Below are 24,910 nucleotides of genomic sequence, written 5' to 3'. Positions count from 1 at the left end.
TTCGTCAGTTTGTTTCTTGACTTTTACTCCTGCTGGATTTAATATAGTAATATGCAAAACTAATCAGGAGGTAATTTCCAATGAAATCAGTAAAAATTTCTTTAAATTCTATCGACAAAGTAAAATCCTTCGTGAATGATATCACAAAATTTGATTATGATTTTGATTTAATTTCCGGCAGATATGTTATCGATGCAAAATCAATCATGGGTATCTTCAGTCTGGACCTCTCGAAACCAATCGAATTGAACATTCACGGTTCTGACGGCGAGTTAGACGATGTTCTTGCTGTACTGACTCCATACATTGTTGAATAAGATGCATGATAAGAGAATGTCCGGAGACATTCTCTTTTATTCTTTTATTCTATTTTACAACAATCACTTCTGTTGTTTCAATCGCCTCTTTCATCAGCTCATCAATCTTCTCACTCAGACGTTCCTCTGATTTGCGTATTTTCCCAATATTCGGTTTTGTTACCGGATGTTTTGCAACAAAGATCGTACAGCAATCCTCAAAAGGCAGGATAGATGTTTCATATGTGTCAATCTTCTCTGATACTTCCACAATTTCCTGTTTGTCAAAGCCAATGAGCGGTCGGTATACCGGCATCGTGCAGACATCGTTTGTTGCTGCAAGGCTTTGCATTGTCTGGCTTGCCACCTGTCCGATACTCTCTCCTGTGATCAGACCAAGACAATCATTTTCCCTTGCAAAATGCTCTGCGATCCGCATCATATAGCGCCGCATAATAATTGTCAGCTCATCATGCGGACATTTGTCATAAATATAAAGCTGGATATCTGTAAAATTCACAACATGAAGCTTGATCGGACCAGAATATCTGGACACTAATTTAGCCAGATCTATGACTTTCTGTTTTGCACGCTCACTTGTATACGGCGGCGCATGAAAATAAGTCGCCTCAAGTCCAACGCCTCGCTTTGACACCATATAACCTGCCACCGGACTGTCGATTCCTCCTGACAACAGGAGCATTGCCTTACCGTTCGTTCCAACCGGCATTCCTCCCGGTCCCGGAATGATCTCGGAATAAATATAAATTTCATCCCGCACTTCAATATTTAAAAGAACATCCGGCTTATGCACGTCTACCCGGATCTCCGGAAATGCATTTAAAATTGCCTCTCCAAGATCGCAATTAATCTCCATAGAACGTTTTGGATAGCTTTTCTTTCCTCGTCTTGATTCCACTTTAAAAGTAATCTTCTTATCCGGATACATGCGATCCATATAAGAAACAACTTCTTTTTTCAGTTCTTCAAACCCTTTGTCTTCCACATGAATGACCGGACAGATTCCAACGATTCCGAACACTCTCTGAAGACATTCAATCGCTTCATCATAGTCATAATCGCCTTCCCAGTCCACATAGATTCTCCCCTGGGCTTTACTTACTTTAAAAGTCCCCTCTACATCTCTCAATGCAAAACGGATCTGACGCATAAGCGCGTCTTCAAACAGATATCTGTTCTTTCCTTTAATACCAATCTCACCGTACTTAATTAAAAATGACTGAAATCTCATCTTCTGTATCCTTTCTCCGGCTATCGCCGCATATATCTTCTTAACATAGGTATACAATTATATAATGTCTGCAGTGTATAGTCAATTTCTTCTTTTGTTGTAAATTCTGACATACTGAAGCGAATCGTTGCGTCCAAATATTCTCTCGAAGTGCCGATGCTCTTTAATACACTGCTGATTCCCGGGTGGTTTGACGCACAGGCAGAGCCGGAAGAGACATAAATCCCATGTTCTTCCAATGTGTGCAGAAGCACTTCACTACGAATGCCTGCAAAGCCGGCACTTACAATATGAGGCGCCCCTTCACAGCTTGAAGTCCATGGATAACTGTATGCTCGATCTTCTTCAGCCCTTCCTCAAAATATGCCTTCAATTCCCGCATCTTCAACACATTCGCATCTAAATTGCGGTAAATCTCCCAAGCCGCCAGGCCAATGCCTGCAATTCCCGGAACATTTTCTGTTCCTGAACGAATATTCTTCTGCTGCTCTCCGCCAAAAATCACTGGGCGGATTTTCACTCCATCCCGGATATAAAGCACTCCTGTTCCTTTCGGTCCGTGAATTTTATGTCCACTGATTGTAAGAAGATCTATTCCGTCTTTCTTCGGATAAATATAATATTTTCCAAATCCCTGTACTGCATCCACATGAAACAGGATATTTCGGTTATAATCTTTTACAATAGAAGCAATCTCACGAATCGGCTGGCATGTTCCAATCTCATTATTGACATACATAATAGAGACAAGAATCGTCTCCTGGCATAGAGACTGCCGAAGTACATCAAGACGCACTTTCCCTTCCCGATCTACCGGAAGATAAGTAACCCGAAACCCTTCTTCCTCCTCCAGATAGCGGAGTGTATTCAAAATCGCCGGATGTTCGACAGAAGAAGTAATGATATGATTGCCGCTTCGTTTATTTGCTCTTGCCGTTCCAATCAGCGCCAGATTATCACTCTCTGTTCCTCCGGATGTAAAGAAAATCTCTTTCTCCTGTACTTTCAGAATCTTCGCAAATCTCTGCTTTGCTTCTTTCACATAATTCTCTGCGATAATTCCCTTCCGATGCATAGAAGACGGATTGCCGTAATCTTCGCACATAACCTTTCCCACAAGATCACGCACACAATCATATGCACGCGTTGTTGCCGAATTATCTAAATATACCTCCATGATTGTCTCCTTCTAATCGTCTTTCATTTTAGCATATGCCTATTCTTCCATAATGTTATTTTCCGGTTTTTTTTCCTCCAGATGATACATCAGGATTGAAAGCATCGTAAGCCCTGCCGTCTCTGTTCTAAGGATCCTTTTCCCAAGAGTAACCGGCTTTGCTTTCTTCTCACTTGCCGCCAGCACTTCGGCCTGATCAAATCCGCCTTCCGGACCGATAAAAATCCCAATAGACTGCCCCGGTCGAATCTGTTCTATGCAGTTTCTTGTATATGACATTCCTTCTGAAAGCTCATAAGGAAGCAGCACGATATCCAAATCATTTGCTTTTTGGAGTGCTTCCGCAAATGTCATAACCCGTTCTACTTTTGGCACCAGATTTCTTCCCGACTGTTTTGCTGCACTTCTGGAAATCTCATTCCAGCGTTCAACTTTTTTTGCAGCCTTCTTCGCATCCAGACGAACCACCGAACGCTTCATTTCTACCGGAATAATTTCATATACCCCTAGCTCTACTGCTTTTTGAATAATCAGTTCCATTTTATCTGCCTTTGGCAGTCCCTGAAAAAGGTAGATTCTGGACGGTAATTCATTATCTGCCGCTTCTTCTTCCAAAATAACTGCTGTTACCTCCTCTGGACTTATTTTCTGAATCGCACAAAGGTATTTGCAGTTATTTCCGTCACTGATACGAATTTCTTCACCTTCCTGCATACGAAGCACATTCTTAATATGGTTTACATCACTTCCATGAATATAGATTTTATCTTCTTCCACCTGTGCAGGTGTCACAAAAAACTGATGCATAGCTACCTCTTCGCTTTCCTTGCAACAACAGATACCCATTCGCCCTGATGATTTACTTCCAGTACTTCCAGTCCTGCTACTTTTACTGTTTCAACAACTTTTGTTTCTTTATCATCTATAATTCCGCTTGTAATATAAATACCGCCCGGTTTCAGCTGATGAAGAATGACCGGAGTAAGCGGAACAAGCACTTCCGCCAGGATATTGGCTGCCACAATATCATACTTTTCATAACCTACAGCATCCTGCACTGTTGTATCGTCAATGATATTTCCAATCATAACTTCATACTGATCTTTCCGAATTCCATTCACTTCCATATTTTCATGAGTCGCATCAATCGCACATGGATCAAGATCCGTACCAAGAGAATGTCCTGCACCAAACTTCAACGCTAACATTCCAAGAATTCCACTTCCGCATCCAACATCAAGAACTTCTGCTCCTTCTGTTACATATTTTCGAATAGCGCGAATACAAAGCTGAGTCGTCTCATGCATTCCTGTTCCAAAAGCAGTTCCCGGATCAATATGAATAATCATCTTATCTTCATCTTCCGGTTTTACCTCCTCCCAGGATGGGATAATTAATACGTCGTCTACATAGAACTGATGGAAATATTTCTTCCAGTTATTTACCCAATCCACATCTTCTGTCTGTGACTCCTCAATGCTTCCTTCTCCAATATCGATAAATGCTCTCAACTCTTCCAGTTCTCTTCTTACCGTAGCCAGAATTTCTTCTTTATCCTCTTCCTCTTCTAAATAGAAACTGATGTAAGCAATTCCGTCATCCGGTCCATTATCCGGCAAAATATCAACAAACATCTGCTCTTTTTCCATTGCTGTCAATGGTACCTTATCTTCAATCTCTATTCCTTGTATTCCGATCTCCATCAGAGTGCTGCTAATGATATCTTCCGCTTCTGTTCTTGTTTTTAATTTAAATTTATTCCACTTCATAAGAGTTCTAATCCTCCTTTTCCCTTCTCCAAGTATATCATAGGATTCCTGTATGTTCCAATAAAATCTTAATTCCCAACAGAATAAGAATAACTCCTCCTGCTATTTCAGCCTTTTTGCTGTATTTTTCTCCAAAGACATTCCCAACTTTTACACCGATCATTGATAGAATAAAGGTAACAATTCCGATAAAACTTACAGCCGGAACAATCTTTACCTGCAAAAATGCGAATGTGACGCCTACTGCAAGCGCATCAATGCTCGTGGCAATTGCAAGCCCAAACATCGTTCTCATGTCGAGACTTTCCTGTTGTACGGCATACTCTGTCTCTTCTTCACAGAAAGCTTCCCTGATCATATTTCCTCCAATCATCCCCAATAGTATAAATGCAATCCAGTGATCAATAGATGTAATGATCTCTTTAAACTGCACGCCAAGAAAATAACCGATTAGAGGCATTCCCCCCTGGAAAACACCAAACCACGCGCCTACGAGCATTGCTTTTTTCACAGTGCATTTTTTCATAGAAAGCCCTTTACATACTGCCACAGCAAACGCATCCATAGACAGTCCGACTGCAATCAGCAGTAACTCCACAATATTCACGACAACCACACTCTCCTTTTACGTTCTGTTTCTCAAACATCTATACTGCAAAAAAACCTATCCGCATGTCCTATATGCGGATAAGTTTTTCAGTTCAAATTATTATACAATTAACCTTTTACGCCGTCAAGTATTACTCCGAAAAAGATTTGATAGACATATGATATTCTGACGGAGTCATTCGCGTATATTTTTTAAACTGCAAAGAAAAATACTGATACGAAGAGTAACCAAGAATATTCGCAATCTGAGAATAATTATATTTATCCTCCCGAATCAACTTTTTCGCAGCTTCGATTTTAAGATATGCATAGTACTCCATCACACCACAGCCTTTTTTCTCATGAAAAATTTTCTGGAGATTTGATCTTCCGATCATATTCTCTTTACATATCTGTGATACTGTAAGCTTTTCTCCAAGATGCTGATCCATATACTGTGTTACCTGTCGAACAAATTCATCACTGCTGCGATGCATCATTGGATGATCTGTTCCATATAGAAGCAATGGTTCTTTTGTTGTATATCTCCGAAAAATACTGATCAACATAGACTCCAAAGAAATTTTAATAATCTGCTCACTTCCAAATGCAGCATTCGGATATCGCTCCAACTTGCAAATATACGGATTATTCAACGGAGTGTAAAATGTCTTCTTTGCCTCTGTAATAATCTGTCCAAGATAAAATCCTTCTGTAGAATTGATTGTCACAATCCGTTCCCGAAAAAAATTCATACATTCCGCATTGCATTTAAAAGAAATCACTATTAGATTCGGAGCAACTTTTCCATTTGCTTTTAACGCATGGAATTCATTGGGTTTATGAAAAATCATTTCACCCTTTTCTAATATGATATTTTTATCACCAGCCGTCACTTCAATAACACCATTGTCAACACAAAGAAGTTCCCAAAAATCGTGCGATTCTCCTTCATACACAAAATCTTTTCCATATTCGAAATAATGAATCGAAAAAATCTCTGTAATAATCAGTTCTTCTGTCAAAGTAATGCTCTCGTAAGTATTCATCATTTGCACCCCAATTATACTAACGGAATTTTCTCAAATTATGCTTCTTCTACAAAGCCTGACTAATCGCCTCATTGATTCTGTTTCTGCATGCAATCATATACGAAATACTTCTTGGATATTTACTAAATGTAACTATTTCCTCCGGACTGCTTTCAATACATTTCATAACTGCCTCTCGTCCTGCTAGTTGTTCGAGAAGTTTCATAGCTCTAAAATCATTCATAGCTTCATCCATCATCATCATTCGTATAGATTCTTCCGGTTTTCCGCCCGGTCCCGGATATACAAGGAACGAATCTCCAGACGGAAATGCTCCTCCCGCATCTGTACATTTATACGGATCAATTTCATACAGAGAATACTCTGAATTATAGAAATTATATCCCCAATGTAAAAAGCCATCTATGTTATACTTATACAGCTGTGCTCCCAGTATCCTTGTACGCTGTCCGGACTGTGCAATAAAGCGATTGGAAACATCCTGATACTGAGCAGTACAATAATAACCCCATAATTTTTCCGGACGATCTTTCAAAAATGGTTCGATGTGATTTAAAGCACAAACCGGCTGACTTACCAGTCCTTTTTGATAGAATTCATAATCGGATAATGCATCAAATATTACATAGTCTTTTAAATCCTCTGCTACCACGTTCCTTGCTGCCTGGTAAGATTCCAACTGAGACATCTGCGGTTCATCGGAAATATGAAAATAAGTTTTCTCTGCAATCCCCAATTGTTCTAATTCTTTTTTTAGCGCTGTCAAAAATTGGTGAAGAAATGCTGCATATTCTTCTCCGGATGCATCTGTATCCCAACCAAATAATTTTTGAAGTTCTCCGTCGCGGTAACCAACAACTTTTGGTGCTGCAACTGCTCCCCACTGTGAAAACAAATGTGACATTTCAAAATATTCTATTCCGCATCGTTTACAAAGTGAAACCCATCTCTCCAATCTTTCAAATTCAAAACGGTACTGTCCTTTTTCTTCTTCCCACACATCAACAAGCTGTACTGTTGGACGTTCTCCACCTACCGCAGTATCAAGCGGAGGGGTAAAAATTGGAGTTAAGATCATGTTACAATGCCGTTTTGTTGCCTCAAGCACAAATTGTTCCACAATATTCCAGTATTGTTCTGAAAAGATCGGAACTCCATAATACTGTGCAAGGCAATCTGAATGAAACCATTCTGTATGCAGCAATGACAGCTTTGGCAATGCAGCAGCAATAATTTCTATCGTCATTTCCACTTTTCCGACCAATTCTCCATCATGTATCATACGGATTTCCAGTGGATATACGCCTGCTTCCGATTCTTCCGGAATTTCAACATCCACCCAGAGACTTCTCCATTGCCCACTTACCATCGGAAATCCAAGAGCTGGAATTTCAGTCAAAAGGTCCGGATATAATCCCGGCTCCGTTACAAGATAATCATCGTCACGTTTCAGATGACACGGATATTCACACGGCACAAGCTGAACAAGCCGTACATTAGCATATTCTTTTATCGGTGAACTTATTTCTACTTTACCTCGTTCTTTTCTTTCTCCTGCCCAGTAATATGCCAGCTGAAAGGAGATTGTCTCTCCTTTCAATGCCGTCATATGCAGCATACAGCCTTCTCCTGAAGGTTCTTTGGAAGCAAACACTTTCTCCATAGCTGAAACTGTTTTAATCTTAAAATATTTCATACTGCACGATCCGCCTTTCTAACCTTTTACACCACCAAGTGCAATTCCTTCTACAAATTCCTTTTGTAAAAATGCATACAAAAGAAATGGGAACATAAATGATACCGTTGCTCCTGCAAGAATCAGTCCATAGTTTGTCTGGTACTGAGTTTTTAACAGTGACAGTGAAACTGTTAATGTATACATACTGGAATCTGTCGTAGACACCAATGGCCATAAGAAATCATTCCATGAAGTAACAAATGTGAATACAACAAGAGACACAAGAACCGGTTTAATTAACGGAAGTACAATATTTAAAAATACTCTGTATTCCGGACATCCATCAACTTTTGCTGCTTCCAGAAGTTCATCCGGTACACTGGACATAAACTGTCGAATCAGAAAAACTCCAAAAGCATTCAGAATGATTACAATCAATGCAAAATATGTATTTAACATACCCAGTTTTTTCATAATAATGAATACAGGAATCATCGTTACCTGCCCCGGAATCATTAATGTCAGCATATAAATTTTAAATAAGAATTCTTTTCCCGGAAAATTTTTCTTTTCAAAACCATATGCAGCCATCGAAGCCATTACGCAGTTAAAAAAGCAAGAGCAAATAACAACTATCATACTGTTTAATAACGCGCGTGAAAAACCGCTTTTTCCAAAGACATACTGATAATTCGAAAAATCAGTAAAATTAATATCTTTCCATGTAATCATTAACGTTGTTGATTTCGTAAATGACATAATCAGCATATACACAAAAGGCGCAACACAAATTGTTGTAAAAAGCAGAATAAAAAACAATCCAATCACTCCGGATACTGACCATGATTTCTTCTTTTTCATACTACTTCGCCTCCTTTTCCTTGAAGAATAAATTCTCAATCAAATTAATCACTAAAATAATTGCAAGGAGAAGCATCGCCATCGCACATGCATATCCCATTTTGTATTGTTTAAATGCCGCATTGTAAATTCCCATTACCAGCGTTACTGTCGAGCGTCCCGGTCCGCCTCCTGTCATTAAGTATGATAAATCAAATACCTGGAATGACCATATGATGCCAAGCGTTACTACCAGATATGTAATAGGTTTCAGCATCGGCATTGTAATCTTGAAAAACTGTTGGATTGACGTTGCTCCATCCACTTTTGCAGCTTCGTATAAATCTCTTGAAATTCCCATAATACCGGCATAATAAATTACAAGAAAGTATCCAACATTTTTCCAAATTGCTACAATACAAATACTAATCAATGCTGTTTTAGTACTTCCCAACCAATTGACAGAATCAATATGCAAGAAATTCAAAATACTATTTAAAAGTCCTCCATCTGTATTCAAAATAATTCTCCATATTGTACCTGCTGTAACTGCTGATGCAATTACCGGAATAAACATAAGGCTTCTCAGAAGCCCTCCTGTCTTTGTCTGCATTTTATAGGCAAGAAATGCCGCAAAAACAAGTGCCAGAATAGTCTGAATCGGTACAGTCATTGCAACATAAAGCAATGTGTTTTTAGCTGCGTCTGCAACATAACTATCCTGAAATACTTTCATATAATTTTCCAGCCCGACAAATTTAGGCGGTGTCATAATGTTGTAACTTGTAAAACTAAAATAACCTGACATAAAAATAGGAATTACACAGAATCCAATAATCAGAATAAAACTTGGTAAAACATATAAGATTCCCTGCAATGCTTCTCGTTTCTGTCTTTTCTTTAACACACAATCACTTCCTTTTGCTATTAATACAGTCGGGAGAGTTTTTCACTACTCTCCCGGCAACAAACTTATTTTAAATTCGTATTATAGTATTCTGTTGTTTCTTTTAAAACATCTTCAGGTGACATTGAACCAAGCATCATAGACTGTAAGTTTTTGTAAAGTGTATCATACATAGAACTTGCTCCCTTGAATACCGGAAGAGAAACGAAGTTATCTCCATAATCAGAGAATAATTCTGTATATCTTTCATCACCAGCATATGTTTCATCCTTTGTGATCGGCGGCTGCTCTGAAACTCTCTTATGGAAATCGGACATTACCTCTGCACTTGTAATATACTTCATCAGCTTTGCAGCCAGTTCTTTATTTGAACATTTTTCAAACATAACAAGAGAATCTGCTGCAACGAAAGTTTTACTTTCCTTTGGTCCCTGAATTAATGGCTGGAAATCCCAATTTACGTTTGTTGCTGTAAGCGCATTGCTTGATGCCATTACTGCCATCGCAGCTTCACCATTTTTGAATGGCTCCAATACGTCATCACATGATGTGCAGGAATCTGTAAGAATTCCATCTTTTTTCAAACTGTATAAATATTCTGTTGCTGCAAGACCTTCTGCAGAATCAATTGTCAGATTTCCTTCCTCATCTACAATTTCTCCACCGGCACCCCAGAAATACGGCCAGAAAATTTCATTTAAAGATCCGTAATGCGGATTGCCCCAGTCTTGAAGAAATGCTGTTACATCCGGTGTTTTCTCCTGAATTGTCTTACATGCTGAAACTAACTCATCCCAAGTAGATGGAATTTTATCAATTCCGGCTGCATTTAATAAATCCATATTCGCTGCAAGAATTCTAGGATTTCCGACAACTACCGGAAGCGCATATTGACCTTCAAGAATATTTCCGAGATCATAGTATAAATAATTTTCTTTTTCTTCATCCGTAAAATATTCATCAATATCTGTAAGCGCACCCATATCAATATAATCGTAGAACATTTCCATATACATATATCCTACATCCGGTCCATCATCTGATGTTGCACCTGTCAGATATTTCTCTTCATAGTTATCCCACGGAACAATCTCAACTTTCACTTCACAGTTGTTTTCTTTTTCGAATGCATCCATCTTCTCATTCCAGAAATCCATGTCTGTAATTTTCCCGTCACTTGCTGCGAAAGTCGGCATCCATAATGTCAGTTTCTCTTTTCCGCTTGACTTACCGCCCTCAGATGATTTTGAACCACATCCCCCAAGCATTACTGCCAACATTGATGCTGCTAAAATACTTGCAACTACTTTTTTTCTTTTCATACGTATTCCTCCTTTTGCATATGTACTTTGGTACATTTTACTTGTTTATGCAACTTATAGTGATATAATATAGCAAATTTGTACATATTTCTTCATATTATCGTCCGTTCCTTGCATACTTTTATCCATTTCTATCATTATTTTCCAATCAAAAAAAACTGCCTCAGCCTGTTTTATACAAAACAGCTGAAGCAGTCTCTTATTGAGCATTATATTGTTCTTTTGTATTACTTAGCACATCTGTGCAATCTTGTACAGCAACGCCTCTGTATCATTCCACCCAATACATGGATCTGTAATAGATTTCCCGTAAACCCGCTTACTGTCAATCGACTGCGTTCCCTCCACAAGATAACTTTCTATCATAACACCTTTTACAAGATGTTTCAGATCCGAATTATAATTTCTGCTGTGAAGCACTTCACTTACAATACGAATCTGTTCTCGGTGCTTTTTATTGGAATTTGAATGATTTGCATCTACAATAATTGCCGGATTTTTCAAATCCCACTTTTCATACAATTCCATCAGACGCGCCAGATCTTCGTAGTGATAGTTTGGAATACATGTACCGTATTTATCCACGCCGCCTCTTAAAATTGCATGTGCATATGGATTTCCATTTGTTGTGACATCCTGACCACGATAGATAAAATTATGTCCTTTCTGCGCTGCAAGAATGGAATTCAACATAACTGCCAGATCACCGCTTGTAGGATTTTTCATACCGATCGGAATATCCATTCCGCTGGCAGTCAGACGATGCTGCTGATTTTCCACAGAGCGGGCGCCAATCGCCTCGTATGACAGCACATCATCCAGATAACTTCTGTTTTCCGGATAGAGCATCTCATCTGCACTTGTCAGACCACTAATCTCCATCGCATGAATATGCATCTTACGAATCGCACAAATTCCCGCGAACAGATCCGGTGCCTTATCCGGCTCCGGCTGATGCAGCATTCCTTTATAGCCGCTTCCTGTTGTTCTAGGTTTATTCGTATAGATTCGTGGAATAATCATCAATTTATCAGAAAGCTTTTCATTTACCTTCGCCAGACGCTCCGTATATTCACAGACAGCATCCTCATTATCTGCAGAACAAGGCCCTACAATCACTATAAATTTTTCTGATTTTCCAGTGAAAATATTTCTGATCTCTTCATCTCGTTTTCTTTTCAGACACTTCATATTCTCCGACAACGGAAACATTTCTTTCAGTTCTGCCGGCTGCGGAAGCACTTTATTTACTCTCATTGTCATTTTCATCTACTTCTTTCTATAATAAATGGCTTCTTAATTCCTCTGCACTTTTTGCACTCAAGTAAGACGGTGCAACATCAAATACTGTTCGGCATCCGCTCTGTCCTTCCTGATTCATACGATATGCTGCTCTTGCATAGGCAACAAGCACCGCTGAAGTAAATTCCGGATTCGAATCCAGTTTTAAGCTGTATTCAATGATATGCGTATGTTCCTTCTCCCAGCCGCTCTTTCCGCTTCGGATCACAAACCCGCCGTGCGGAATCTCGCTGTGATCTCTTTTCAGCTCTTCTTCTGAAATAAAATGAACAATCGTATCATAATCTGCAAAATAATTCGGCATTGTTTTGATTGTCTCTTCAATCTTCTGAAGATCCGCCCCTTCTTCCGGCACAACAAAACATTCTCTCAGATGTTTCTCTCTCGTTGTCAGCGCCGGATTATTTCCGGAACGAACTGCTTCAAGAGCCTCTTCTTTCGGAATCGTATACTGTTTTCCATCCTTTACGCCCTCTACCCGGCGGATTGCATCTGAATGTCCCTGACTTACACCTTTTCCCCAGAAGGTATAGGCCTCTCCTTCCGGAAGGATTGCTTCTGCATACAGACGATTCAGCGAAAACATTCCCGGATCCCATCCAACAGAAATCAGACTGACCTTTCCGCCCTCTTTTGCTGCCGCATCCACAGCCTGAAAATGTTCCGGAATTTTTGCATGGGTGTCAAAACTATTGACGGTATTAAAATATTTTCCGACTTCCGGTGTCTGCACCGGAAGATCTGTTGCACTTCCTCCGCAGAGGATCATTACATCGATCTCATCTGCCATATTTTTTGCTTCATCTGTATGATAAACTTTCACGCCCTCTGTCAGAACTGTTACTGTTGCCGGATTTCTTCTTGTAAATACTGCCGCCAACTCCATATCCGGATTCTGTTTCAGCGCACACTCTACTCCTCTTCCAAGATTTCCATATCCATAAATGCCAACTCGAATACTCATTACAAGTTCCTCCTTTTCGCTCCTCATTTGGATGTTACAATCCGATATTATTTTTGCATGATTGTGTGAAAAATGCAAGATATTTTTGCTGTGACACGTCAATTGGATAAAATCCCCTCATAGTCGAAAGGCGGAATAAAACTTTCTTCAGCAGTTTCTCCCTCTTGAATAAATCCATTTTCCACACCAAGCGCAATAGCATCATCCACAACCTCATCATATTCTTCTTCTGTCAGACGGCGCGCAAGCTCCGGAAATGCTTCCTTTGCAATGACCGGTGTATACTGATTCATAATACTTATATAAATACTGTTACCATATGTCTCATACAGATAGTGAATAATCTTTTTTGAATCTGCTGTATTTCCGGGAAGTACGAGGTGACGCACAAGAACCCCCTGTTTTAAATATCCCTCTTCATCAAACCTGCATGGACCTGTCTGACGTACCATCTCCCGTATTGCATCACAGGCATATTTCCGGTAGTCTGCAGCACCGGCATATCTTTCTCCGATCTTTTCATCCCAATATTTAAAGTCCGGAAGATAAATATCAACAATGCCTTCCAGTCTCCTAATTGTTTCTTCTTTCTCATAACTTCCGGTATTATATACGATTGGAATGGAAAGGCCCTGATCCCTCGCCTTTGTCACTGCTTCTATCATTTGCGGTACAAAATGCCCTGGTGTCACAAGATTGATATTTGCCGCATGCTTTTCCTGCAATTCCAGAAAAATCTCCGCCAATCTTCCAACGCTGATCTCTGCCCCGGATCTGGAAACCGCAATCTCATGGTTCTGGCAGAATACACACTGAAGAGGACATCCTGAGAAAAACACGGTTCCCGATCCTTTCTCACCGGAAATACACGGTTCTTCCCACATATGCAGCGCCGCTCTTGCCGCTTTTATGACTGCGCTCTGACCACAAAATCCTGTCTGACCTGCACTGCGATTCACTCTGCAATTTCTTGGACAAAGCTGACACGCTTCCATCTCTTTCATCCACGTTTCCTGTTTCATCTTCATATCCCCTACCTGTTTTCAGTTGAAACCGGTATCCGATAAAAAAGCGCTTCTTTGTCCAGACCATTTTCTTTCAAAAGCTTTCTCCACTGGCGTTCTGCCGCCATCTTGTACGCTGCCCGCGGTATATTCGGCTCTGCATATAGGGTTGGACCATTTTCCAGTGAGCGGATTCCATCGCAAAGTTCTCCAATGGCTTCTTCAATCTTCTGCATAAAATAATTATGTTTCTGATCAAGACATTCCAACATGCCTCCTCCGCCCACAGCGATTCCCTGCCCCCATTTCAGATACGTTCTGGCACACCAATTTTCCATTATCTCGATAGCAGTTTTGGCTTGAATGCTTTCGTAAAATCCCCCCTGCACAACAGTATATACGGTAAATCCCGCCTGTTCTGCTTTAAAATACCGTTCCATCTCCATAAGACAGGAAAGAAAATGTGCGGGAATTCCATCTACATATAATGGAAATACAAATACAGCCGCATGACAGCGCAAAATCTTCTCCAACCCCTCCGGACTGGAAGAAGGCATTTGAATTTCTTCAATCTGCACCCCTTCCAATTCATATTTCATTTCTTCAATAATATGTTCCGAATGACTCTTTGTTCCTTTCGGACTTCCATTGATCAATGCAACTCTTAACATGGCAAACCTCCCAGATCCTGCGGATCAAATTCAATTTCCTCTACCTGTGCATTCAGATTTTTCGCATTGGCATAGACAAGACTTTTTGCAGTTTCTTTTTCCCACTCCGTAATATCTTCCCCATAGAAAAGAACACGAATCCGAAACTGATTTTCATACCTTCTCAAATGATGCATTTCTCCATCGATGATTTGAAAATCAGGAAGCAGATAAGAAAGACTCCGGTCCAATACCATTTTCACAAAAGGACTAAAACTGCCATAAACACATCTGCTGACAATCACAAGCTCCTCTGTCTGCGCGAAAAGTTCCCCCATCATTTCATATCCATCTGTTTGGACGCATTTCCCGGGTGTCCGCACCCAACATCCGAAACATCCTCTGCATGGTTTTATCTCGCTTTTCTGATAAATGACCTTTGTATTTTCATCCTGCGGCAAAAACTGATCCGCCTGTTCTTTTTTCAAATCATGTATAATTAATCTCACACAAGTTCCTCCTCTCTGTTATTCGTTCTGTCTGTTATTTTATACTTTTCTTACGCAAATACTTCCAGACGTTTCACCACTTTTTTTCGTTCATAACCGTTTAATTCATAAGTAATCTCCTGAATTACCTCCGGAATGACCGGTTCTCTGACGACAACTCCTTCCATATCGCACACAACTTCTCTTGTTTTTACATGCATAATCCGCTCAAGTTCATCAAATCCGGAAATTACCTTCCCTGCTCCGGTAAATTTACCATTTAACCGCTCTTCGCACCCATCACCCATAACAAAAAAGATACAGCCGCAAGAGGCAATTTCCTCATTTCCTGCCATTCCTACCGTATAACGGGTAAATGAAAATTCTGGACAGATTTCTTTCTCCATCACATACTGATAGCGCTGATCCATGTGCACTTCATCAAACCATGGCTGGAGAACGAAATCCGGCGCAATTCTCTGAATTTGCAACTCTTCAAAGCCCTTCTGATCAATCAATTCCAAGATACTGTTCACTGCATTTGGTGCAGACTGCGGATATAATTCTACCACAATTTCTGCATGATTCTTCATTCGAATGCAAATAGTTGGTTTTCCGGACACATTTTGTTTTTCCATTATACTTCCTCTTTTCTCGCTCTGTAATGCTTTTGATTTTCTTCTTATATTCTTTTACATACGGAATTTCTTATAAAATTCCTGTTTAAATTCCTTACCGTGAAATAACGCCAATCCTGCAAGAAACAAAAAGCTGATCCCGCTGCATACAACCGAAGGCTCTGTTACTTTAACCGCACCGAACACCAGCAAAAGAAACGGAATCATTCCAAATCCTGCCGCCTGCACAAAATAAAATAAATATTCATCCTGTTCCAGCTTCTGCAGACGCACAATGGTCAGCATCGACAATAGCACCATCAGCGTACCGCATGGAAGCACATAACTAAGCGACCAGCCGGACCAGCCGGTAAAATAATCCCACAAAATTGCCAGTACCGACACGCTGACAAGCTGCCACATACTGTTTTTCAGTAAGTTACGTCTTTTTGCATAACCGAGCATGACCATCGCCCAGATGCAGGCGCATCCTGCCACCGCAAAGATTGACCACCGAAGCGTTGGTGTCACAAGATAATTCAGCATCACACAGACAACTGCCGCTGCCATACAGGCAAAGGTAAAGAATTCGGGAAATTTTCGATTTTTTTCCGGTTTCTTTGCCGGAAAGTTTTCTTCCAGTACTTCTACACCAAGTCCCTGTTCCCGCAAAATTCTGATAAAATTCCGCTGAATATTCGTACTCATCACTTTAGAGGTAAATCCAAGCATCATCGTATCCTGAAAGGAACAGCTGCACAGCTGGAGTTTATCTGTACTTGTAAAAACCCCAAAACGTTCAATATAATTCTCATAAGCTTCCGGAAGTCTGACTGCCGACATATTCGAAAACACTGCGGTAATGCTTCGCCCTCCAAGCGTTGTTCCTGCTAACAGAAAGAGATTCTTTATTTCCAGCGGTACTGCCCTTAGAAACGGATTCTTTTCCAGACGCACAAATTCATTCATCCGTTCTGCTACCCGCTCTTTCGTAAGTTCCTTTGCAAATCGTTCTTTCACATGCAGCAGCACGTCGTCAAATGTTGTTTCTGCCGAAAACTCATATCCCGCTTCCAACCATCCAAAAAAATTCGCCATAGAGCGCGATGGGAAATAATTACGCAGATTGATCGGGATCATTAAGGTGACTGGTTTTTTCGCCTGATGCTCCGTCATCTCTTCGTGGATCGCACAGAGCAATACTGCACTCAAAAATACGGTAATTGAAACCCCTCGGCTTCTTGTATAGTTCAAAAGCTCCTGCACAGACATCCTGCATTCCATAATTTCCATTTCATCCTGTTCCAGTTTCGGCCCCGGAAGCTGGAATGCTTTTCGCTTTCTTTCCGGATTTTTTGTTTTTTTCTCAGAATAGTATTGAGAAAAACTATCTTCTTCCTGATCCCGGTTTGTCAAAAGCTGTTCTCCTGTTTCCGGAAAAGATACATCTGAATGTGCAAGCTGCAAATACTGCTGTACCAATTCTTTAAGGAATCTTGTTGCGCCCGTTCCATCAGACAATGCATGAAAAATCTCAAAATTAATCCTGTTTTCGTAATAGGAAACTTCAAATAACAGCCGTTTCTGATCCGGTACATAAATTTTGCTGCACGGCGGCTTATCTTCCTGCGTTACTTCTGCCGGAAGTTCCCTGTGTTCCAGATAAAACCAAAACAGCCCTTTTCTTAAAACTGCCAGATAAAGCGGATAGCGCTCAATCGTTCGCTCAAGCGCCTGCTGCAAAAGCTCTGCATCCACTTTTTCTTTCAGACAGCAGTAAAACCGAAACACTCTCGTATCTTTTTTCCCGGTGGCTGCCGGAAATGCGAGCGCTGCATTATCTAATTTACGCCATCTGGATCTTCTTCCTTCCCGCATACGGTTTCCTCCTCTCTCAAAAACCGATTCATATGATCAAAACTCTCCTGCACATGTAAATGTCGGATTCCAAGTGCAAAGAATCCGTGAAGTGCATCCGGTATTCGTTCCACCCGTACTGTATTTCCTGCCTCGCGAAGGCATTTTCCATAAGCTTCTCCCTCGTCCCGCAGCGGATCGAATTCTGCAGTCAGAATCAGTGTATCCGGAAGATTCCGGAAATCTTTCGCCCGAATCGGAGCGAAGTAAGGATTTTCCCTGTCCTTTTCTGTTCGCTCATAGAGCTTAATATAGGACTCCATTTTCACTCGTGTCAGAAGATAATCCTGACCATTTTCTATCACAGACCGAAACGGTGTCTGCTCTGAATAATCACTGTTCGTCGCCGGATAGATCAATATCTGTTTTCGCGGCATGAATTCTCCCAAATCCCTTGCCATCATAGAAACAGCTGCTGCAAGATTGCCCCCGGCGCTGTCTCCTACAAGGGTAATCCGGTTAGGATCTGTATGGAGTAAAAAGGAATTCGTAAACAAACTTCTTGCTGCCTCATAACAGTCAAGCAATCCGGTAGGAAATTTATATTCCGGCGCCAGACGGTATTCTACCGATACAACAATATGAGCCGTCGACTGAGACATTTGTGCACAGACACGGTCATAGTTTTCCACACATTCTGTTACCCAGCCACCGCCATGAAAAAATAACAATATCGGAAAGCGGTGCCCTTTCTCAAGCCCCATTTCCATCGCTTCCTCCGATGGAAAGTAGACTCTTACCGGTATTTCATAATTTCCGCGGCAAATGCGCTCATCCAGTTTTTTCACGAAGATCCTCATCGGGTCCAACTGCTTTAAATCTGCAAATCTTCTGGAAGATTCCACCTCAATATCTCCATAAGACAGGGCATGTAAAAGTGCTTTTACTGTTTTCTTCATGTACGCTCTCCCGTTATTTTCTTATAGATCAAGTTTCAAGTCATCTTCCAATATCCATCCCATCTTCCGCATCGGCGCAGCAAATATTAATGTCAGCACTGCCGGAAGTACAAAACAGATCAAAAGCAGCCCGATCCAATCCATTGCCGTAATCGCTGTCTTAGCGCCATTGGCGATATCCTGTACCCAGCCGGTATATACCCCAATCTGTCCTACAAGCCCGCAGGTTCCCATTCCGGAAGCTACTGCCGCTCCGTTCATTTTCATTTGAAACAAACAAGTAGAAATCGGTCCTGTAATGGCAGATGCCAGAATCGGCGGGATCCAAATTCTCGGATTCTTAACGATATTTCCCATCTGAAGCATGGAAGTCCCGATTCCCTGGGCAAATAAACCGCCCCATTTATTCTCCCGAAAGCTCATTACCGCAAATCCAATCATCTGCGCGCAGCAGCCTGCCACTGCCGCTCCTCCGGCAAGCCCGGTAAGACCAAGCGCCGCACAGATGGCAGCACTGCTGATTGGGAGTGTAAGTGCAATTCCTACAACGACAGAAACGATCATTCCCATAAAGAATGGCTGAAGTTCTGTTGCCCACATAATCGCATTTCCAACACTACTGGCTGCAGCACCAATGGCCGGCGCCCACCACATTGACAATAGCGTTCCCACAAGGATTGTCACACACGGTGTAACAATGATATCTATCTTTGTCTCTTTCGATACAGCTTTTCCAAATTCCGCTGCAAAAATCGTTACCACAAGAACTGCCAAAGGTCCGCCGGCTCCTCCAAGTGCATTCGCCGCCTCTCCCACTGCAATGAGTGAGAACAGCACAAGCGGCGGACATTTCAGCGCATAACCGATAGCTGCCGCCATAGCCGGTCCTGTTGCAGCTTTTGCATATCCTCCTACAGTAATCAGCACTTCACTTCCAATCTGTTCTCCCAGAGTAGAAATGATTGTTCCAATTAACAGGGAAGCAAATAATCCCTGTGCCATAGCGCCAAGGGCCTCAATCCCATAACGCTTAACAGAAAATACAATATCTTTCCGTTTCAAAAATGCCATCCATCGTTCCATAAGACTCTATTCCTTTCTCATTCCATTTTCTTTCTCATGTTTCTATAATAAAGAATTCCCACTGCATCTGCAAGTCCCCATCCAATAGGAATTGCCCACCAGATTCCCCAGACGCCAATCCATGTAATTGGTGCAAGCGCATACGCAAGCCCTACCCTTGTTCCGAGGGAAATGACCGTCAGTACGACTGACATAAACGGCTTTGCAATAGCCCGGTATAATCCATACAGCAGGAAAAGGCATCCGATTCCGCAATAAAATGCTCCTTCAATCCGAAGATACTCTACACCGATTTTAACAATCTCTGTCTCTGACGGATCAATAAAAATCCACATGAATGGTTTCGCCAGAATCCATACAAGAACAGAGATGACTGCACAGAACATCATAGAGATCTTTAGCGCTGTTTTCGTGCCTTTCTGAATCCGTTTTCTTTCTCCGGCTCCGTAATTCTGCGAAATAAAAATAGAATATGCATTTCCAAATTCCTGCGCCGGCATATATGCAAAGGAATCGATCTTGACTGCTGCAGCAAATGCTGCCATAACCGCAGTGCCAAACTGATTCACGAGCCCCTGCACCATTAGAATTCCAAAATTCATTACGGACTGCTGAATGCATGTAAATACCGAATACTGTCCGATTTCTTTCAGCAATCCCCAGTCTGTACAAAAATCTGTCCAATGAATTCGAAGCTGCTTCTCCCGCACAAACGTATAGAGCAATACTCCTGCTGCTGAAATTCCCTGAGCAATTACCGTCGCAAAAGCTGCTCCTTTTGGTCCCCACTGAAACCCAATTACAAATAAAAGATCCAATATGATATTACATACCGAAGCTGCCGCAAGCGAAATAAGCGGCACAACTGAATTTCCAATAGCCCGCAGCAAAAATGCAAAATAATTATACAGGAAAGTAAAGAGCATTCCAAAAAGAATCACCGAAAGATAGTCTCTGAGAATACCTCGGATTTCCCCCGGCACTTGCAAAAGTCTTATAATCTGATCAAGCCAACAGACAGATGCTGATGTAAGCACCGCCATAATCACAGCAATGACGGCAAATGACATGGCAATACTTTGTTTGAGACGCTTCATTTTCTTTCCTCCGTAGTACATAGAAAACAAAGCTCCGCATCCCATGCAAAGTCCAATGATAATCGATGTCAAAAATGTCATAAAAGCATATGCCGCTCCCACTGCTGCAAGGGCTTCTGTCCCAAGAACTTTCCCTACGATCAACGTATCTGCAATATTATAGACTTGCTGAAGCAGATTTCCCAGAATCATTGGAATAGAAAACATTATCAATTTTCGTCCAATGGGTCCACTTGTTAAATCCTGATTCATCTTATCCCCCTCATAAGTAAAAAAACCGGTTCTTCTCAGCCGGTTTTTTACAATATCTTCTATGATACATTATGCGTTCATATAAGTTTCTTTTAATTCATTCAGCTTTCTATTATAGACTGCTTTTTGCTTCTGTTGGAGAACGGTCTTTTCAATCTGTTCTTTTGCATCAGCAAATGCAATTGTCTCTGGTTCCTGATGGGATTCCACTTTGATCAGATGATATCCAAACTGTGTCTGAACCGGTCCTGCCACAACTCCCGGCTCTGCCGTAAATGCAGCGTCTTCAAATTCTTTTACCATCTGTCCTTTTCCAAACTGTCCGAGATCTCCTCCCCGGTCTTTGGATGGACAGGTAGAGTATGCTTTTGCAGCCTCTTCAAATGTTTTTGCTCCACTTTTGATTTCTTCCGCAATGCTGCTGCACTGCTCATTTGTCTCAACAAGAATATGCTTCGCCTGTACCATCTCGCCTTTTACAAACTGTTCCGGATTGCTGTCGTAGAATTCTTTTGCCTCTTCTTCTGTCACAACAATTCCTTTCAATGTTTCTTTCATAGCGAACTGAGATAACAGCTCTCTTCTCACATCTTCCATAATCATGCGAAATCCTTCTGTCTCGTCCAGCTTCATTTCTTTACCTAACGCTGCATATAAGCGCATAGATACAAGCTGATCTAAATAATATGCTCTCATCTGTGGATTCTCTGCATAAATTTTCTGATTCGGAGGCAGTTTCTGTAAAAATGCATCTAAATCTTCTTTTGTAATCGCCTCTCCTGCCACTGTTGCTAAAATTTCCTGACTCATATTTCAATCTCCTGTAGTAAACTTATTTTTCTTCTTTTTGAATTCCTTTTTCCTTTGCAAGATTCTCACCAAAGGAACATTTCGGCTTCTCAAGACTGCACTCTTTCATACAGCCTGTACAATGATCTGTATCTGTATGACTCATTTCATTTTCCTCCTTACATCTACTGTCCTATTATAGCGAACTTCCACCCATTTCACAAGCAGAACTTCATTCCTCTAAAAACACCGCAGACATTTTTTCATTATGTCTGCGGTGTAATTATTCTTTTCTGTCACTATTTCATTCTGCGCATATTGTACTGATGGTAATTCTTATATCCGGAAGAAGAACTCTTCATTTGCAAACGCATCTGATACAGCCTTGCTTCCTTCCTCTGTAATTCTGCCATTCGCTCTGCATCCGGTTCATAGACGCCTGCGCCAAACCAGAATTTTCTTCTCAGATAATCCACTCCTCGTACAGACATTACACAGATCTTCAAGTACTCGTATACGATCAACGTATAAAGTTTGTGGAGTGGTTTGGCTCTGAACTCTGCATCCATTTTAAAATACACTGCTGTCAAAATACCGATCATCACAGTACCGATTGTTAAAAAAATCATCCGCATTTCGTTCAACATAAAACCTCAACTCCTATCCACTTTTAAATTACTTTTATTGTAAACTCAAAGTTTATAATAGTCAATTATTTTTATGTATTTTATTAAATTTTCAGATTCATTTTTCTTATTTTGTTTTTAAGAGCGGTATTTTGCTTTCACAAGGCACTTTCGTCTGACATTTCCCGCATCCCATATGCGTTTTATAGGTTTCTTTTGTCTTACCAAGAAATGCCTCGCACTTCTCGTGATCCTTCCCTGCTTCCAATGAAATCGCCTTTGCCGGACACCGTCTCACACATGCCCCACATCTTGTGCAATAGTCGTAGATTCCTGTATATTCTCGTTTTCGCGGCTCAAAACTTCCGCTAACAATCAAACTTCCCAGTCTTCCGGCCATTCCTTTTTCGGTAATCAGACCTTTCGAAAGACCGAAAGTACCAAGCCCGCAAAGATATGCCACATGTCGTTCTGACCAGTTACTTGTATACGAACTGCCCTGCCACAGATCTTCCTGACCGTGCCCAGACTTTGTTACACTGTGAAATCTGCTGTCTTCTGCCGGAATGACACACTGCATTCCGTCTGCTTCCAGAAGCTCTTTGATATATCTGCAGACTGCCATGACAAATTTCTGACCTTCGATTCTGGCATGCAGCCATTCTTTTGATGGTTCCTCTTTCAAAATACCATTGCTTTTCTTTACCTGTTCTGTAAAGGGAAGAAAAAAGCTAATAACACTTTTTGCTTCGCCAAGCCATTGTCCCGGCAAGAGAAACTGCGGACCTACTGCTTCTTTCTTCTGAAATTCTGCAAACATCTTATCATCAGCTGTTCCATACCCCCATATCGGTGGTTCATACATCTTCAGTCCTATGCAGTCTGGAGCAAGCGCCTCCTCTTCTGAGACATAATTCATCGGAGATGCATTAACAAATACTTCGACTTTTCTTTCCAGCTCTTCCTTCGTCATGGGACATTCCTCCTTTATTTCATTCCTTTCGCCGAACCGTATCCTCATGGTTCTGCCATCCTGATTTTACTCATCTATGGAATTATTATAAAAGATTACAAACCATTCCACAAGCCATTTTACGCTCTGCCGGTTTGATAATTTTGAAGATTTTCATGACTTAGGCATGCATACTCTTTCAATTTCTGCTTTGCCTCCGGGCTTAATCGTTTCGGAACCTGAATCTGAACCGTCACATACTGATCACCATATTGCTCCGGGTTTGTCATAGATACAATCCCTTTGCCTTTCAGCCGGATTCTGCATCCGGACTGTGTTCCTTCTTTAATTTTACATAAAACATCCCCGTACAACGTCTGTACTCTTGCCTCGCCGCCGAAAACAGCTGTTGTAAATGGAATATTGCATACCGTATAGACATCTGCTCCTTTTCTCTCGAAATTCGGCTTTTCTCCCACCGTTACATCCAAAAGAATATCTCCTGCCTCTCCTCCATTCATTCCCGGCATTCCTTTTCCACGGAGCCGTACTGTTTTCCCACTGTCAATTCCTGCCGGAATATGCACCTGCAGTCTCTGGATCGTTCCTGTCTGCGGATTCTGAAATGAAATAACCTTTTCACATCCAAATACGGCTTCATCAAAAGTTATCTCCACCTGGGCCCTTACATCCTGCCCCTTTTTCCGGAATTTCCTTCTTGTTCCATCTGATTGAAAACCGCCTGCATGGAATCCGTGTCCAAACAAATTTTCAAACAGATCATCCATATCGCTGCCTTCAAAATGAAACTCATGAAATGTTCCATCTCCAAAACCGCCCCTGAATTCTCCATAACCATTCTGAGCGCCTCCGGTTCCTCCCCCTGGCATACTTCCATCAAATGCTGCATGTCCGAAACGATCGTACAATTTCTTTTTCTCCGGATCACTCAATACATTATACGCTTCTGTAACTTCTTTAAACTGCTGTTCCGCCTCAGGATTTCCTTCATTGGCATCCGGATGGTATTTCTTCGCCAGTTTTCTGTAAGCTTTCTTAATCTCACTGCTCTCTGCCTGTTTATTTATTCCTAAAACTTCATAATAATCTCTTTTTTGCTTCATACAAATCACCTCGAATTGCACTCCAAAATCCACTTGTTCTATATGTACTATAACACTTTTCACAAAAATGTCAACGCAACAATCGAGTAGGAGGCTAATCATTAATTGATTAGCCGACCTCTCACACCACCTAGCATACCGTTCAGTACTAGGCGGTCCTTAGTTTTCACAAACTACTAGATAATAGTCAAGCATGGATGTATAACCTAGCTTGGCTATTACTTTCTTTGAAAAGATTTGGTTCAAGACTTTCGCCATTCTCCAG

General features: G+C 41.1%; 25 protein-coding genes and 1 pseudogene. 1 reads left to right on the top strand and 25 read right to left on the bottom strand.

Annotated features, from left to right (window positions below):
* Positions 1 to 80 precede the first annotated feature (80 nt).
* A complete protein-coding gene (locus DWX73_RS05310; RefSeq protein WP_118347562.1) occupies positions 81 to 317 on the top strand; it encodes an HPr family phosphocarrier protein in 237 nt (78 codons plus the stop codon).
* 49 nt (positions 318 to 366) lie between these two features.
* Here DWX73_RS05310 and thiI read toward each other — a convergent pair whose 3' ends face one another.
* The 25 genes and pseudogenes from thiI to DWX73_RS05190 form a co-directional block, all read right to left on the bottom strand.
* A complete protein-coding gene (gene thiI / locus DWX73_RS05305; protein ID WP_118347615.1) occupies positions 367 to 1,548 on the bottom strand; it encodes a tRNA uracil 4-sulfurtransferase ThiI in 1,182 nt (393 codons plus the stop codon).
* A 20-nt stretch (positions 1,549 to 1,568) separates the two neighbouring features.
* A pseudogene (locus DWX73_RS05300) lies at positions 1,569 to 2,725 on the bottom strand (cysteine desulfurase family protein).
* 39 nt (positions 2,726 to 2,764) lie between these two features.
* Positions 2,765 to 3,532 (bottom strand): 16S rRNA (uracil(1498)-N(3))-methyltransferase, encoded by a 768-nt coding sequence (locus tag DWX73_RS05295; protein WP_118347560.1) that lies wholly within the window; start codon positions 3,530 to 3,532, stop codon positions 2,765 to 2,767.
* 2 nt (positions 3,533 to 3,534) lie between these two features.
* Positions 3,535 to 4,494, bottom strand: a complete 960-nt coding sequence (gene prmA / locus DWX73_RS05290) for a 50S ribosomal protein L11 methyltransferase (RefSeq protein WP_118347558.1) — start codon at positions 4,492 to 4,494, stop codon at positions 3,535 to 3,537.
* A gap of 37 nt (positions 4,495 to 4,531) precedes the next feature.
* On the bottom strand, positions 4,532 to 5,101 hold the full coding sequence (locus tag DWX73_RS05285) for a manganese efflux pump MntP (protein ID WP_118347556.1): 570 nt from the start codon (positions 5,099 to 5,101) through the stop codon (positions 4,532 to 4,534).
* A 133-nt stretch (positions 5,102 to 5,234) separates the two neighbouring features.
* A complete protein-coding gene (locus tag DWX73_RS05280) occupies positions 5,235 to 6,134 on the bottom strand; it encodes an AraC family transcriptional regulator (RefSeq protein WP_242996638.1) in 900 nt (299 codons plus the stop codon).
* Positions 6,135 to 6,180: 46 nt separating this feature from the next.
* The gene (locus DWX73_RS05275; RefSeq protein ID WP_118347552.1) at positions 6,181 to 7,830 is read right to left on the bottom strand and encodes a DUF4091 domain-containing protein; all 1,650 of its coding nucleotides are present in this window, start codon (positions 7,828 to 7,830) and stop codon (positions 6,181 to 6,183) included.
* Positions 7,831 to 7,848: 18 nt separating this feature from the next.
* Entirely contained in the window at positions 7,849 to 8,673 is an 825-nt protein-coding gene (locus DWX73_RS05270) for a carbohydrate ABC transporter permease (protein ID WP_118347550.1), read from the bottom strand.
* 1 nt (position 8,674) lies between these two features.
* The gene (locus tag DWX73_RS05265) at positions 8,675 to 9,559 is read right to left on the bottom strand and encodes a carbohydrate ABC transporter permease (protein WP_118347548.1); all 885 of its coding nucleotides are present in this window, start codon (positions 9,557 to 9,559) and stop codon (positions 8,675 to 8,677) included.
* A gap of 65 nt (positions 9,560 to 9,624) precedes the next feature.
* Positions 9,625 to 10,881 carry an ABC transporter substrate-binding protein gene (locus DWX73_RS05260; RefSeq protein ID WP_118347546.1) on the bottom strand — a complete coding sequence of 419 codons (1,257 nt, stop codon included), beginning with the start codon at positions 10,879 to 10,881 and terminating at the stop codon, positions 9,625 to 9,627.
* A 231-nt stretch (positions 10,882 to 11,112) separates the two neighbouring features.
* Positions 11,113 to 12,144 carry a 3-deoxy-7-phosphoheptulonate synthase gene (locus DWX73_RS05255; protein ID WP_118347613.1) on the bottom strand — a complete coding sequence of 344 codons (1,032 nt, stop codon included), beginning with the start codon at positions 12,142 to 12,144 and terminating at the stop codon, positions 11,113 to 11,115.
* Positions 12,145 to 12,160: 16 nt separating this feature from the next.
* Positions 12,161 to 13,147 carry a diaminopimelate dehydrogenase gene (locus DWX73_RS05250; RefSeq protein WP_118347544.1) on the bottom strand — a complete coding sequence of 329 codons (987 nt, stop codon included), beginning with the start codon at positions 13,145 to 13,147 and terminating at the stop codon, positions 12,161 to 12,163.
* Between the two features lie 98 nt (positions 13,148 to 13,245).
* Positions 13,246 to 14,169, bottom strand: a complete 924-nt coding sequence (locus DWX73_RS05245) for a radical SAM protein (protein ID WP_330413488.1) — start codon at positions 14,167 to 14,169, stop codon at positions 13,246 to 13,248.
* Positions 14,170 to 14,180: 11 nt separating this feature from the next.
* Positions 14,181 to 14,822 (bottom strand): hypothetical protein, encoded by a 642-nt coding sequence (locus DWX73_RS05240; RefSeq protein WP_118347542.1) that lies wholly within the window; start codon positions 14,820 to 14,822, stop codon positions 14,181 to 14,183.
* Positions 14,816 to 15,310: a flavodoxin family protein gene (locus tag DWX73_RS05235; protein WP_118347540.1), complete on the bottom strand. Its 495-nt coding sequence runs from the start codon at positions 15,308 to 15,310 to the stop codon at positions 14,816 to 14,818. Before DWX73_RS05235 ends, DWX73_RS05240 begins: the two co-directional genes overlap by 7 nt.
* Positions 15,311 to 15,360: 50 nt before the next feature.
* Positions 15,361 to 15,927 carry a peptidylprolyl isomerase gene (locus tag DWX73_RS05230; protein WP_118347538.1) on the bottom strand — a complete coding sequence of 189 codons (567 nt, stop codon included), beginning with the start codon at positions 15,925 to 15,927 and terminating at the stop codon, positions 15,361 to 15,363.
* A gap of 54 nt (positions 15,928 to 15,981) precedes the next feature.
* Entirely contained in the window at positions 15,982 to 17,784 is a 1,803-nt protein-coding gene (locus DWX73_RS05225) for a DUF6320 domain-containing protein (RefSeq protein ID WP_118347536.1), read from the bottom strand.
* A complete protein-coding gene (locus DWX73_RS05220) occupies positions 17,748 to 18,722 on the bottom strand; it encodes an alpha/beta hydrolase (RefSeq protein WP_118347534.1) in 975 nt (324 codons plus the stop codon). Before DWX73_RS05220 ends, DWX73_RS05225 begins: the two co-directional genes overlap by 37 nt.
* 21 nt (positions 18,723 to 18,743) lie before the next feature.
* Positions 18,744 to 19,805, bottom strand: a complete 1,062-nt coding sequence (locus DWX73_RS05215; RefSeq protein ID WP_118347532.1) for a PTS transporter subunit IIC — start codon at positions 19,803 to 19,805, stop codon at positions 18,744 to 18,746.
* A gap of 17 nt (positions 19,806 to 19,822) precedes the next feature.
* Entirely contained in the window at positions 19,823 to 21,154 is a 1,332-nt protein-coding gene (locus DWX73_RS05210; RefSeq protein WP_118347530.1) for an MATE family efflux transporter, read from the bottom strand.
* Positions 21,155 to 21,223: 69 nt separating this feature from the next.
* On the bottom strand, positions 21,224 to 21,964 hold the full coding sequence (locus tag DWX73_RS05205) for a peptidylprolyl isomerase (RefSeq protein WP_118347528.1): 741 nt from the start codon (positions 21,962 to 21,964) through the stop codon (positions 21,224 to 21,226).
* A gap of 22 nt (positions 21,965 to 21,986) precedes the next feature.
* Entirely contained in the window at positions 21,987 to 22,109 is a 123-nt protein-coding gene (locus DWX73_RS14275) for a hypothetical protein (RefSeq protein WP_278321071.1), read from the bottom strand.
* 133 nt (positions 22,110 to 22,242) lie between these two features.
* Positions 22,243 to 22,590, bottom strand: coding sequence for a hypothetical protein (locus DWX73_RS05200; protein WP_118347526.1), 348 nt, complete (start codon positions 22,588 to 22,590; stop codon positions 22,243 to 22,245).
* A gap of 106 nt (positions 22,591 to 22,696) precedes the next feature.
* Positions 22,697 to 23,542 carry a 4Fe-4S binding protein gene (locus DWX73_RS05195; protein ID WP_118347524.1) on the bottom strand — a complete coding sequence of 282 codons (846 nt, stop codon included), beginning with the start codon at positions 23,540 to 23,542 and terminating at the stop codon, positions 22,697 to 22,699.
* A gap of 119 nt (positions 23,543 to 23,661) precedes the next feature.
* A complete protein-coding gene (locus DWX73_RS05190) occupies positions 23,662 to 24,645 on the bottom strand; it encodes a DnaJ C-terminal domain-containing protein (protein ID WP_118347522.1) in 984 nt (327 codons plus the stop codon).
* Positions 24,646 to 24,910 lie beyond the last annotated feature (265 nt).

This window comes from Coprococcus sp. AF21-14LB (assembly GCF_003458885.1).
Taxonomy (GTDB): Bacteria; Bacillota; Clostridia; order Lachnospirales; family Lachnospiraceae; genus UBA9414.
This window is presented reverse-complemented; position numbering and strand designations above follow the sequence as displayed.